This is a genomic window from Lacihabitans sp. LS3-19, from assembly GCF_024343575.1.
In the GTDB taxonomy this organism is placed as follows: Bacteria; Bacteroidota; Bacteroidia; order Cytophagales; family Spirosomataceae; genus Leadbetterella.
Map to the genome: position 1 here is coordinate 45,712 of NZ_RJUA01000003.1, position 13,478 is coordinate 59,189.

A 13,478-nucleotide genomic window follows, 5' to 3' on the forward strand; every position below is an offset into this window, starting at 1 on the left:
TTCAAAAAGAGGAACTTGGTTTATTACTGCAATCTAGTAATTTTTAGTATTTTATCAATTTTTTTGAAAAAGAAATTCGCTTCATTTAGTTTACGGTTTGTTCAAAAAATAAATTAAATTATTGCGAAACAGTTTTGACTTTTTGTAAAAATTCAATATTGTAACAATATTTATGTCTTATTCTTTCTGCTCAATTAATCTTCAATGAATCAAATTTTAGCGGGTAAAAAAATATCAAAAATTATGTAACTATTGGTTTTTAGATGGAATACACAGAACAGTCTCAATGAAAAACATATTTGATATAAGCTCAATAGACAAAGGATTGATAAAATTGACTTATTACATATTATTGGTTTTGGGTATTTCATTTTCTGTTTTTTTGATACTTGAGGGTATTTCGGATCCTTTTGGCGAATTTTTCATTATCGGCGGTGCACTTTCCCTTATACTCATTCCATTACTTTTAAAAATTACATTTTCACTAATTTTTACTCAAATTAATCATGATAAATCTAAACACTAAAACTAAAGTTGACCCTAAAGATGTGGTCTGGGTAGAAGGCCACATCAACTATTCAAAAATTCATTTCATCAATCAAAAGCCTATTTTTTTAGCCATTACGCTCAAAAAAGTGGTAGAAAAGCTAGATTCTGATAGTTTCTGTAGGATAAATAAAGGTAAGGTAGTTAATCTCGCACATTTGAATATTTTCCAGACTACTTCTGAAGGGTTGATATTTCAAAATGAATATTTGCCAATTTCAAGGAGAATGAAAAGCGGTTTTTTGAATCAGGTTAAGACTTTGAGCAAGTAAATTAAATGAGGTGAAAATTTAATGAAAATTCAGCTAGTTTTTATTAATTTTTCAACTATCATACTACTTATATAAAAAATGAAATTGCAATCACAAAATGGTTTGCTTTTTTTTAAATAGATTTCTTTGAATTGTCATGATAAAGAGTAGATTCTGAAATTTATGGCTAATAAAACCCTACTTTTCAGTTTAAATTTAATGCGTGAAATAGATTTACTTATAGAATATTTTGTTTTAACGCTTATGTGCTTTCTTGTATTAATTTATTCAAAAATTAAATTATTCTTGGTTTTTGATTTAATTTCCTAGGGGTCCTGATAGAATATGCCTTTTTTGCGATTAACTTACATTAATTGATTAATAAGCTAAAAATATTCTATGTCTATTAAAGTAGCCATTTCGCATAAAACATCCTATAAGTTTGATAGGTCGGTAAGTCTATCTCCCCATATATTTAGGTTGAGGCCGGCGGCACATTCTCGTACTCAAATCGAAGGTTATTCTTTTAAGGTTTTTCCTGAAAATCATTTTATCAATTGGCAACAAGACCCTTTGGGTAATTTTCAAGCAAGAGTTGTTTTTCCAGAAAAAACAACAGAATTGCGAATAGAAGTGGAGCTGATTGCAAAGCTTCAAGTCATTAATCCTTTTGATTTTTTTGTAGAGGAATATGCCGAGAAGTTTCCTTTTAAATACGAAACGGGTCTTCAAAAAGAGCTTACGCCATATCTTGAAATCAAAGATATTGGAGAAAAAACCAAACAGTTTATAGAACAATTGGAAGTCAAAAAAGACATCAAAACAGTTGATTTTTTGGTATATGCTAATCAACAAGTTTTCAATGCTTTAAGTTATAATATTCGTCTTGAAACGGGTGTTCAAAGTTGCGAGGAAACGCTTACTTTAGAAAGTGGGTCATGCCGTGACTTCGCTTGGCTTTTGGTGCAAGTTTTGAGAAGCTTTGGGTTGGCCACAAGGTTTGTTTCGGGCTATTTGGTACAGCTTACGTCAGACGTTAAATCGCTTGATGGCCCATCGGGACCTGAAGAGGACTTTACAGATTTGCACGCTTGGGTGGAGGCTTATGTGCCTGGAGCAGGTTGGATAGGTTTAGATCCTACCTCAGGATTATTTGCCAGTGAAGGCCATATTCCGTTGTGTTGTACGCCTGATTATGCTAGTGCTGCACCTATTTCGGGTGCTACTGATGTTTGTAATGTTACTTTTGCGTTTGATAATCATGTTTATAGAATTCATGAAGATCCTCGCGTAACCAAACCGTATACAGAAGCTCAATGGGCCAAAGTGATGGAAGTAGGAGAAGCGGTAGAAAAGGATTTGATAGCAGGTGACGTTAGGCTAACCATGGGTGGCGAACCTACGTTTGTATCCATTGATGATTTCGAATCTGCTGAGTGGAATACCACCGCAGACGGCCCACTCAAAAGAAAACTTGCATATGATTTGGCTCTAAGGCTTAAGAACAGATTTGCCCATGGCGGATTGTTGCATTTTGGTCAGGGTAAGTGGTACCCAGGGGAGCTGTTTCCACGTTGGCAGTATGCTTTATACTGGAGAAAAGATGGTTTGCCGATTTGGAAAAATGATGATTTAGTAGCAAAAGAAGGTGAAACGAAGTATACTTTTCATGATGCCGAAAAGTTTGCCATTGAGCTTACAAAGCATTTAGGAATAGACCCAAAGAATCTTTCTCCGACTTATGAAGATCCAATCTATTGGGCTTTGGAAGAAGGAAAATTGCCTGTCAATCTCGACCCTATGGCAGTTAATCTTAAGGACTCTGTACAAAGACAAACCTTGTCAAATTTGCTAGAAAAAGGGCTAAACAACCCTTCTGGATTTGTTTTGCCATTAAAATGGATGGATGAATCTAGTAAATGGACAAGTTGTGTTTGGGAATTCCGCAGGAAGCATTGTTATCTGATTCCCGGGAATTCACCCATCGGGCTTCGTTTGCCCTTGGAATCATTACCAAAAACTGCAAAAAATAAGAGAGAACAACCTATAGAAAGAAGTACTTTTGAGGAATTGCCTCCTTTGGGCGAGTACCACATTTCTCTTGAAGAAAGATATGGAACGGTCTCTCCTTCTTATAAAGCCACCGAAAGAAAGTTAGAGGAAGAAGAAGAGTCAGAGAAGGACAATTTGCTGTTTGAGGTGGAAACTTTCTCTACCGCCTTATGTGTAGAAGAAAGGGAAGGCATAATTTATGTTTTCTTGCCACCGACAGATTATTTCGAAACCTATCTTGATATGATAGCCTCGGTAGAGAATACTGCCGAGAAGCTTCAAATGCCTGTGAGGATTGAAGGATACCAACCCAAGTCTGACTATAGAGTAGAAAAACTAATGGTTACGCCAGATCCAGGTGTAATAGAAGTAAATGTACAGCCAGCTAAATCATGGCAAGAAATTGTGGACAATACCTCTGCATTATATGAAGAGGCTTTCTATTCTCGATTGGGTACCGAAAAGTTTATGGTGGATGGTAGACATACTGGAACAGGAGGAGGAAATCATGTAACCTTAGGTGGCGATAAACCTGAAAATAGTCCATTACTCCGCAGGCCTGATTTGTTACGAAGTTTAATAACCTATTGGCAACATCACCCTGCTTTAAGTTATCTTTTTGCAGGACCGTTTATTGGGCCAACTAGCCAAGCCCCAAGAATAGACGAGGGCAGAGATGACAGGTTATACGAAATGGAGATAGCCTTTGAGCAGATTGCTGACGGCAAAGAAGTGCCTTTTTATATGGTAGATAGGATTTTTAGAAATCTTTTGACTGACATCACAGGCAACACACACCGATCGGAGTTTTGTATCGACAAATTGTATTCGCCAGATTCATCTACTGGACGACTTGGAATTCTTGAGCTAAGAGCATTTGATATGCCACCTCACAAACACATGAATTTGGTTCAAACCTTATTGGTAAGAGCCTTGGTGGCTAAGTTTTGGAAAAAGCCTTATAAGAAAAAACTCATCCGTTGGGGCACTGAGCTTCATGATAGATTTTTGCTGCCGCACTTTGTGAATTTAGATATGATAGATGTGGTAAACGATCTCAAAGACGCAGGTTATGATTTTGATATATCGTGGTTTAATCCATTTTTTGAGTTCAGGTTTCCGCATCATGGTACCGTAACAGTAAATAATATTCAGCTCGAAATCAGGCTTGGAATAGAACCATGGCATGTTTTGGGAGAAGAATTGTCTAATTCTGGAACTGCTAGATTTGTGGACTCGTCATTAGAAAGATTACAAGTTAAAATTTCTGGAATAGTGCCCGAAAGACATATTTTACTTTGCAAAGGTTGCCGAATTCCGCTGAGGAGTACAGGCATAAAAGGCGAATATGTGGCAGGAGTACGTTATAAAGCTTGGAGCCCACCATCGGCTTTGCACCCAAATATTGGCGAAGATGTACCTTTGGTGTTTGATATTGTGGATACTTGGAACAATAGAGTGATTGGAGGTTGTACTTATTTTGTAACCCACCCAGGAGGCAGGAGTTTTGATACTTATCCAGTCAATAGTTTTGAGGCGGAATCGCGTAAAATCAGTAGATTCTGGGACTTTGGACATACTCCGTCGAGTACGGTTGAACAAACAGCTCCGGTTGTAAACGTAGCTACAGTTTCTCGTTTTGTGGCAGAAAACAAATCAGATTTGTTGCCTGATACGCCTATTGAATTAATAAATCCTGAATATCCTAGTACGCTGGATTTAAGGCATTATTGGAAGGCAAAATTGTAGTTTTTATGGGCAAATGAAGATAAAGTTTGGTAAAGAATTTGTTTAATTTAAAGGTATATTAATGCAATTTGTTGGTTTTACGAGTTTTAAACCATTAATTTGTGAAAGTCACTTCTATTAAACTAAATAACAAAAGATCTATCTTTGAGTTTACTTAATTCATATAAAAACGCCATCAGTTCTTACGACGAAGTGATTGATCAAAACGGACAGGTGAAACCCTATTGGAAGAACCTTTTTGATACGCTGGAAGCTGTAGGATTCGACGGTTTGGAGCAACGTAACCAAGAAATTATAAGTAAACTCAAGGAAAACGGCGTAACTTATAATGTCTACAATAGTGAAAATGGCAACAATAGAGCTTGGAAACTTGACTTGATACCGTTTTTGATTCATGAAAATGAATGGAAAAACATAGAAAAAGGTATAAAACAGCGAGCACATTTGCTCGATTTGATACTTAAAGATATTTATGGGCCACAGGAACTCATAAAAAATGCCATTATCCCTGCTGAATTAGTTTTTGACAATTCGGGTTTTCTGCTGCCATGTTTCGATATCAAACAAAAGATGCAGAACCAGATCATTATCTTTGCATGTGATTTGGCTCGTGGACCAGACGGCAAAATGTGGCTTTTGGATAATCGGGTGCAGTCTCCATCAGGCTCAGGTTATGCTCTCGAAAACCGGACCGTTATGGCAAAAGTTTTTCCTGAACTAAACAAGAATATCTACCGAAAAAGGCTCTCTCCATATTTTAATCATTTACAGCAGACCGTAGCTACGCTTGGGAATATTTCCAATGAAAACCCCAACGTGGTTATTCTAACTCCTGGGCCTGGAAATGAAACTTATTTTGAGCACGTTTATCTCTCTTCCTATTTGGGTTATACACTTGTTCAAGGTAGCGACTTGCTGGTTCGTGATGGCTTTGTTTGGTTAAAATCAATTGAAAAACTAGAAAGAGTTGATGTAATAATCAAAAGAATTGACGACGAGTGGTCTGATCCCCTAGAACTTAAGAAAAATTCACTTTTAGGAGTTCCGGGTCTTTTACAAGTAATGAGACTTGGCAATGTGGCAGTTATCAATCCTCCAGGAGCAAGTGTTGTTGAAAATTACGGTTTATTGGCTTTTATGGGGGCTGCCTGTAAGTTTTTGCTTGACGAACCCTTGATTTTGAATTCGGTGGCTACTTGGTGGTGTGGTCAAGAGAAAGAATTGAAATTTGTTTTGGATAATTTACCAAAACTGATAATAAAAAAGGCAAATAGGAAACAAGGTTTTAAGACTAAATACTGCAGGTTGTTGAGTACGTCTGAACTTGACGAATTGAGGAAGATAATTTCAGAAAATCCGAAAGACTTCGTGGCTCAAGAAGAAGTTAGTCTTTCCACCACACCTTCTTTTATTGATGGAAAGCTAGAGCCTCGATTGGCATCTTTGAGGGCTTTTATGGTATCAGACGGCAACGATTACAAAGTAATGCAAGGAGGCCTTACAAGAAGTTCTTCGGTGAAAGATAAGTTTGTGATTTCCAATCAATTGGGGGGTATATCCAAAGATACTTGGATTGTTTCAGATAGGCCTAATGAATATTTTGAAAGGGTTGTTGTCAGAAAAAGTCAGCAAAACCAACAAAGTAACTCCTTGACTAGTAGAAATGCCGAAAATTTATTTTGGGTTGGAAGGCTTTTCGAACGCACTTTGTCTTTGAACTATTTCTTGAAAATTGTACTCAATAGACTCAACGAAAACGTTAATGACAAAGGCCTCAAGCAACAGACTTATTTGGTAGTATTATTAAAGTCAATTACGCACTTGACACAAACCTACCCCGGATTTGCAGACGAAGACGATGAGTCAATTTTCGAAAATCCAGAGAATGAATTGTTTAAACTGATAAATGATCCTAAGAAAGTTGGGTCTGTGGCCTATGATATTCAATCGTTTTTAAACACAGCAAATCAAATAAGCGAAAAATGGAATGCTGATACCAGACGAATTCTGAATCTAATTGAAGAAAGTTTACTTTCACTCAAGGATGCTCACAGTATTCATCAACTTAATTTTAGACTTGATAAACTTTATACGAGATTTTTTGGATTTTATGGTAATGTATTTGAGACTTTCCCTCGGGATAATGGGTTCTACCTGTTAGAAGCAGGCAAAAATATTGAAAGAATCCTCGCTTTGGTATCTGTTTTGAGGTCTGCTTTTAGTTTTAAAAACGATGAAGAGGTAGAGTCAGTATTGATGGAGGCCGTTTTAGAAAATCACCACCTTTTGGCTCAGTATCGTCATATTTATAAATCACAATACAGCTTAGTGGCAGTTTTAGGGATGGTTTTCTTAGAAAAGAATTTGCCATATACCCTTACGTATTTGCTTAATAACCTCGGCGAATGTTTGTCAAAACTCCCAAAAAACAATGATTCGAATCGCCATACTGACGACGAAAAATTAGTATTGGAAGCAAGTACTTTAGTAAATCTCATAGATGCTGAGGAATTGGTAAAAGTAGACGAAGATTCGCAATATCGCTCAAAATTAGATAAGACCTTAGAGCAAGTTTTCGATTTAATTTCTAATGTAACGGGCAGCCTATCCAATCTATATTTCAACCATTCTGTATTACAACATTCGTTTTTTGATTCCATTGAAAAAATAGATTCTGATGAGATATAAGCTTAGACATCAAACTGTCTATACCTATGAGGAGGCCGTAAATAATTATCAAAGTGTTTTGTGTTTGAAACCAAGGGATCTTCCATCGCAAATATGCAATAGTTTCGATCTTGAAATCGAACCACTTCCCAATAAAGTCTACACAAGGAAAGATTACTTTGGCAATGCTATTGCCTATTTTTCGATACATGAGTCTCATAAAATATTGAAAGTGGTGGCTAACAGTGAGGTAGAGGTTTTGCCCAAACTTTTACCTCAAATTAGTCCGTATACTTGTGAGGAAGTTCGCCAAATATTAAAAACAAACAGGCCGCTAAAAATTGAAATGTTCCAGTACCAATTACCGACAGATTATATCAATTGGGACGATGAAATAAAAAGATTCGCCGAAACTTGTCTTGCTCCAAATGTGAACTTTTTTGAAGGAGTTCAATTGCTTTGTGCTAAAATTTTTACTGAATTTCAATTTAAATCTGGTTCCACAAATGTAAATACACCACTAAAAACCGTCTTGAAAGAGCGAAAAGGTGTTTGTCAGGATTTTTCACATTTGGCTATTGCCTGCCTTCGAAGTTTGGGTTTTGCCGCTAGGTATGTCAGTGGGTACCTCGAAACTCTTCCACCGCTGGGCAAAGTCAAACTCCAAGGCTCAGATGCATCTCATGCCTGGATTTCGGTATTTGTGCCTGACATGGGCTGGTGTGAGTTTGATCCTACCAATAATATTATTCCTAACGAAAGACATATCATAACGGCTTATGGGCGTGACTATGCTGACGTGGCACCAATGAGAGGGATAGTTTTTGGCTCAGGTGGTCACAAAGTTCATGTAGAGGTGGATGTTATTCCGGTTGAATAGTATAAATGAATGTTCAAAATATTCTGATTTATTTTTTCAATTTTTAAAAGCTTTCGATTGAAGCCTTTTTGAATTGGAATATATTTTTTCAAAGTAGAATTTTGCAAAAAGAGAATCAGTAAAACTGGATTTTGAAATGAATTATTTAAAATGTTGGTTTGAATAAATTTAATTCATTAAATCACAATTTTACAAACTCAACTCTTCTGTTTTTAGCTTTGTTTATTACTGTATTATTGGGAGCTAATGGTTGGCTTTCGCCTTTCCCTTCGGTTTCTATTCTGCCATTATCAATCGCAAATGTTCTGTTTAAAACTGCTTTTACAGCATTGCTTCTGTTTTCTGATAATTTTAAATTAGAAGCCTCATTTCCATCAGCATCTGTGTGCCCAATGATTTTGATTTTTATCTCTGGATTTTCTGACAAAACGCTGGCAATTTCCTTTATCGCTGGAATAGATTCCTCCTTTATTTTGTCAGAGTTCACATCGAAATATATTCCATAACTTATCAGTTTTCCTTCGGTGAGGAGCTTGCTTCTCACATCTGGTAAACCTGCCGCCATTCTGTAATTACCCACCAAAGGCGTAAGGTCGTCGGAGTTTGAATCTATTCTAAAAATATTGTATTTATAGCCTTTGTTTAAACCTCTCTGTAGATCAAGAACTTTGTTGTTATTGATGTATAAACGCACCCTTTGTTTTTGAAACCAAAACGCAAAGCGATTTATTTCCCCACTTTTAAATGTATAATCCACAAAACCTTCATCTCCTTGCCATTCCCTCGCTTCAGACCAATTATTCCAAGTTATCGAACTGTTAGAAGGATGGATTCTGAATCCCGCTTCGCCAGGTTGAGTTCCTCCTTTAGGGTTCATCAAATCTCCCGATAAAAGATACATATCTAAAGAAAAAATATCTCCTTCGTAAGGCTTTTCTGAAATTAAATCGAATTCTATAGTGTAATTTTCCGTAAAATCTTCACTTACTTCAGGAATAAAAAAACCTTGTTTCGTAAGTTTCAGCCATCGGTTTTCAAATCTGTCAGAATTAACAATCTCTCCACTTCCGTTGGTATTCCAATTTGCTGGAAAATCTCCGAGGTTTTCATTTGTGAAATCGTCAAAGAATATTACTTTTTCACCAGAAATAAAGTCAAATTTCGAATTTGTATTACTTTGGCTATAAGAGGAATAGCCAAAAAAAATTGCTACCAATAATACTGCTAAATTTTTCATTTTCTTCAATTTTAATTGTTAAAAAAAACAATTAATCTAAAACATTTAGCCAAAATCGCACTCAGTAGAATGATTTTGAGGCAATATTTTGGAGGAGTAAGTTGAGATTATTTTTAATGTTTTAAAAGAATTTTGAATAGGGTTTGATATGATTTTGATTAGATTTCTATGATTCTTTTTGTAAGCTAAGTAACTGATTTCTATATTGTTTGGGAATCAATAAGTATTTTATCTTGTTGAAAGGCCAATTTTTCCTAACTTTTTTATAAATCTTTAAAATACCTGAGATTTTAGAATCTTGATTTTGAAAAATCATAACATTTAGTTGCCATGGCAAAAGGAGTTTTTGGACCTCGCATAAAATCCTAAATTTAAGCTTTCCTAAATGATTCTTATAAGCATCAAAGAGCTGAATACTTAATGCTGATTTTGCATAATTTTCTTCTAAATGTTGATTTCTTAATATTTCCCATTCTTCAAAATCTTCGGGCAAGTTTTCTATGCCCATTTTCTCTCCAACTCTTTTAAACACTTCATAAATATCCTCTTTTTCATGGTATAAAAGTGTGCGATTCAGTAGCTCGTATGCAGAAATAGTGTAGTCAATAAGCATAAAAAGTACGTCTTGATAAGCCCAATTTGGGATTTTGTAACCTCTATTATTTTCAACATTCACATGAATGTTTTTCATGTCCGTTAAAGTTTTTTCGGCTTTGGCTTTTTCTTCAAAGATTATTTTTTGAGCATAAGCAACCGTCGAAAATAATCTCCCAATAGGGTCATTAGGAAGTTTTCCTGTATAAAAAAGCCAGTCCACAGATTTACTCAAAGCAAACTCACCGGCAGATGCACCAAAAATAAATAGGACATAGTCAGTCTCGCCCCAGATTTCTCTTACGATTGATTTTTTATCAACAAAGTGTTCCATATCCTACTTGAGCAATACCCAATATTTTCGATTTTCAACAATCAATATAGTGATAAAGCCTATTGTGTATGCTAAAATATCTAGCCACGAAAACGAATTTCCAATCAATATGGCCAGCACTTTATATTTGATCAATCCCGTGATTTCGATGAACTTAAAATACTGCAAAGTTTCTATCAAATAAGCTATCAACAAGCTCGACAATGCAACTTTCAATGGCCATCGAGAAAGAAAAATCATTAAACAACAGTACACAAATATCACTGCCAAGAAATCCCCAAAAAATGGCCTTATGAACTTGTCATGGGCATATATTGCTATTAAGATTTCGGTTATAAGAAGTATCAGTGCGAGGAGTAGGTACTTAGTTTTCATTTAATTTGGGATTTTAGTTTTTGGGTTAATTTATAGTCTTGAAGATTCCATGAAAGCCATGTGTATTTTTCATTCTGCTTTTCGAAGCTATCAAATTTATTAAAATAGTTAGGAGAGTATTCAGGATGATTTTCCATTAATGCAGGTAATGCTCGAATGGATAAATTTTCGATATATTCAATATCTTTGTTTTCATGTTTTAAATTATATTTAGCTATCTCATAGTCAAAATTTACAAAGCCTAAGATTATGAAAATCAGTACGTAAGACCATGAGTTTGTTCTTAAAATAAACCCGAAATTATAAGTTTTAAGTATTTTGAAAGTTAAACTGATTAATCCTGAAAAAGTTAAAAGTAGAAATATGACAACCCCTATACGTTTATACGTTAAGCCGTACATTTCCACATATTTAGCGTTTCGAATGAATACAGAAAGAAGCAAAATACAGTTTTGGAAAATCCAAAGTAAAGATAAGACTTTCAAGCTTTTACTTTTTTTGTGAAAGTTTAATTCGCCCTTGAAATAAAAAATTAATATGGTGACAGATAGTAAAATGCTAAAAATCAATAAGTATGTGCCAGAGTGAACCAATTTTGACATTGCGGGAGCAGAAGAATTTGCATAGTTCATCCATAAGTATTGGATATCGATGGAATTTATGTAGAAAAGCAGTAGGTTTATTAAACTAAAAGTAAATACTGCAGAAGTAAATTTTTCATTTTTTATTTCTTCAAATGTATTTTCAATTTGCTCATTTTTTTGAGTGAAAATATTTAATGTTTTAGAAATTGCTTTGTCGTAAAATATGCTCAAAAGTACCCAATACCCAAATATTAGAAATATAAATCGCGACAATGAAAAGTTAGGAAAGTTTTTAATGATATTTAGGATTTTATCGAATAAATAGCTTGTTTTTTCTTCAAATATTGGATTAGCAAAATTGAATATTAATGAAAATATAAAGAATATAATTAGAGGTAATACGCTGATTTTTAAATATTTAATTATGGTGTAGAGCAATTGGTTTTTAGAGCCAATTTGGTCTATTATTATTTTAAAAGGTTTTAGGAAATTGACCAAGCTTTTGAATAAATTCTGAATAAAAACTGCTATTCCGGCGAAAGATGAGTTTATATTTGGTAAATGTATGTAACCAATAAAGATGGCTAAAGTTAGGAGGTTTACTGTTTTATTGAAAGACGTATTGATTAGTAAAACAGATAATGATGAAATAAAAGGCATAGCCAATACAAAGTAGGATTTAGGTTTTTTGGGTAAGTTTTGATAAACTAATCCAATTATGATTGCATTGAAAATAAACAAATTAAGACCTAATTTTTCTTCCCAAAAAAAGAAATAGTAGATCAGTAGAGTTGCATAAAGTGAGATAAGTTTAAGATTTTTCATTTTGTATTTTTGTTTAAAAAGTACTTTGAGATACAAAGTAAATTTACATAAAAAAATGCACCAGAATGCATATATAAAAAGTACTTTGTGTTGCAAAGTGAATTATTTTATTTTGAACAAACAAATGTTTTGTCAAATATTTTTTTGTGAATTTATAATTGGCCTTTTAGCTTGTTTATTTTCTGTGAAATTAAAGCCTTCTCAGTATTAGATTTGCAAAGCTTTAATGATATTTCGAGGCTTTCCAAGGCTATCTTTGGCTGCAAAGGAAGATACAATTCAGCCAAAAGACTGAAATAATAGGGGCTGTTTTCTAATTTTATTTTTTGAGCTTCTTCTATAGCTTTTTCATTTCCATAAACTTTTGAAAAGGCAAAAGTCCTGTTTAATGCCGCTATTGGAGAATATTCTAAAATCAACAATTGATTATACAATTGTAAAACAGTGTTCCATTTTTCATCGCTTTTAACCGTCATCCAGTAGGCCAAACTCGCTTCTAAGTGATATTTGCTTGCTTTTTGGCCAACTGATGATTTATGTAAATGATACATTCCTTTGTTGATTAAATCCTGGTTCCAAAGGCTAATGTCTTGGTCTTCATATAAAATAAACTCACCATTTTGAGAAATTCGTGCCTTAAATCTCGATGCGTGAAAACACATTAAAGCAAACAAAGCATTGACTTCGGGAAGATTTGTAGATGGGTTTTTTAATAAGCAAAGTGTTAGGGTCATTGCCTCATGGCACAAGTCTTCGTTTAGTGTATTTTCTTGACTTTCAGAGTAGTATCCCTCATTGAAAAGCAAATATAATGTTATCAAAACGTTGTCCAATCTTCCAATGATTTGACTTTCTGGCGGTAGTTCTATCTTTATTTTTTCCTTTTTAAGCTTTTCTTTTGCCCTATAAAGCCTCTTGCTTATGGTTTCTTTATTGGATAAAAATGCAGTTGCAATCTCCTCAATGCCAAAACCGCAAAGAATTCTTAAAGCTAAGCCTATTTGAGCTTCAACTGGCAAAACTGGGTTGCAAATTGCAAAAATCATCCGGATTTGGCTGTCCTCTATGTTTTCCTCTGAAAGGTCAATTTCAGTACTTAACTCAGGGAAATTTAAAATATTAATCGCATATTTTTCTCTTGTTTTATTCTTTTCAAGAACATTCTTAACCTTATTTTTTGCCACAGCATACAGCCAAGCTTTTGGGTTTTCAGGAATTCCCTTATGAGGCCAAGTTTCCAAAGCAGCTAAAAATGTGTCGCTCGTGATATCTTCTACCATTTCAAGGCTTTCAATTCCAAAGTGTTTGGAAAGTACCGCAGTTATTCTGCTGTATTCTGTTCGAAATAGATGAGGTAAAAGACTTTCGGTATTCATAGAAATAA

10 protein-coding genes are annotated in these 13,478 nt (G+C 34.6%); 5 read left to right on the top strand and 5 right to left on the bottom strand.

The window, feature by feature from the left end; genetic code table 11:
• Positions 1 to 286: 286 nt before the first annotated feature.
• The 5 genes from EGI22_RS04175 (at position 287) to EGI22_RS04195 (ending at position 8,145) form a co-directional block, all read left to right on the top strand.
• Positions 287 to 526 (top strand): hypothetical protein, encoded by a 240-nt coding sequence (locus tag EGI22_RS04175; protein WP_255066604.1) that lies wholly within the window; start codon positions 287 to 289, stop codon positions 524 to 526.
• The gene (locus tag EGI22_RS04180) at positions 507 to 818 is read left to right on the top strand and encodes a LytTR family DNA-binding domain-containing protein (protein WP_255066605.1); all 312 of its coding nucleotides are present in this window, start codon (positions 507 to 509) and stop codon (positions 816 to 818) included. The genes EGI22_RS04175 and EGI22_RS04180 overlap by 20 nt, the downstream gene beginning before the upstream one ends.
• Positions 819 to 1,196: 378 nt before the next feature.
• On the top strand, positions 1,197 to 4,598 hold the full coding sequence (locus EGI22_RS04185) for a DUF2126 domain-containing protein (RefSeq protein ID WP_255066606.1): 3,402 nt from the start codon (positions 1,197 to 1,199) through the stop codon (positions 4,596 to 4,598).
• Positions 4,599 to 4,742: 144 nt separating this feature from the next.
• Entirely contained in the window at positions 4,743 to 7,286 is a 2,544-nt protein-coding gene (locus EGI22_RS04190) for a circularly permuted type 2 ATP-grasp protein (RefSeq protein ID WP_255066607.1), read from the top strand.
• Positions 7,276 to 8,145: a transglutaminase family protein gene (locus EGI22_RS04195; RefSeq protein WP_255066608.1), complete on the top strand. Its 870-nt coding sequence runs from the start codon at positions 7,276 to 7,278 to the stop codon at positions 8,143 to 8,145. The genes EGI22_RS04190 and EGI22_RS04195 overlap by 11 nt, the downstream gene beginning before the upstream one ends.
• Before the next feature lie 181 nt (positions 8,146 to 8,326).
• Here the strand turns inward: EGI22_RS04195 and EGI22_RS04200 are convergent, their stop codons facing one another.
• The 5 genes from EGI22_RS04200 to EGI22_RS04220 form a co-directional block, all read right to left on the bottom strand.
• Positions 8,327 to 9,382 carry an OmpA family protein gene (locus EGI22_RS04200; protein ID WP_255066609.1) on the bottom strand — a complete coding sequence of 352 codons (1,056 nt, stop codon included), beginning with the start codon at positions 9,380 to 9,382 and terminating at the stop codon, positions 8,327 to 8,329.
• Between the two features lie 166 nt (positions 9,383 to 9,548).
• Positions 9,549 to 10,310, bottom strand: coding sequence for an oxygenase MpaB family protein (locus EGI22_RS04205; protein ID WP_255066610.1), 762 nt, complete (start codon positions 10,308 to 10,310; stop codon positions 9,549 to 9,551).
• Positions 10,311 to 10,313: 3 nt separating this feature from the next.
• The gene (locus EGI22_RS04210; protein ID WP_255066611.1) at positions 10,314 to 10,685 is read right to left on the bottom strand and encodes a DUF2809 domain-containing protein; all 372 of its coding nucleotides are present in this window, start codon (positions 10,683 to 10,685) and stop codon (positions 10,314 to 10,316) included.
• Complete coding sequence (locus EGI22_RS04215) at positions 10,682 to 12,094, bottom strand: DUF4173 domain-containing protein (protein ID WP_255066612.1); 1,413 nt, start codon at positions 12,092 to 12,094, stop codon at positions 10,682 to 10,684. Before EGI22_RS04215 ends, EGI22_RS04210 begins: the two co-directional genes overlap by 4 nt.
• Positions 12,095 to 12,246: 152 nt before the next feature.
• Positions 12,247 to 13,470, bottom strand: a complete 1,224-nt coding sequence (locus EGI22_RS04220) for an RNA polymerase sigma factor (RefSeq protein ID WP_255066613.1) — start codon at positions 13,468 to 13,470, stop codon at positions 12,247 to 12,249.
• Positions 13,471 to 13,478 lie beyond the last annotated feature (8 nt).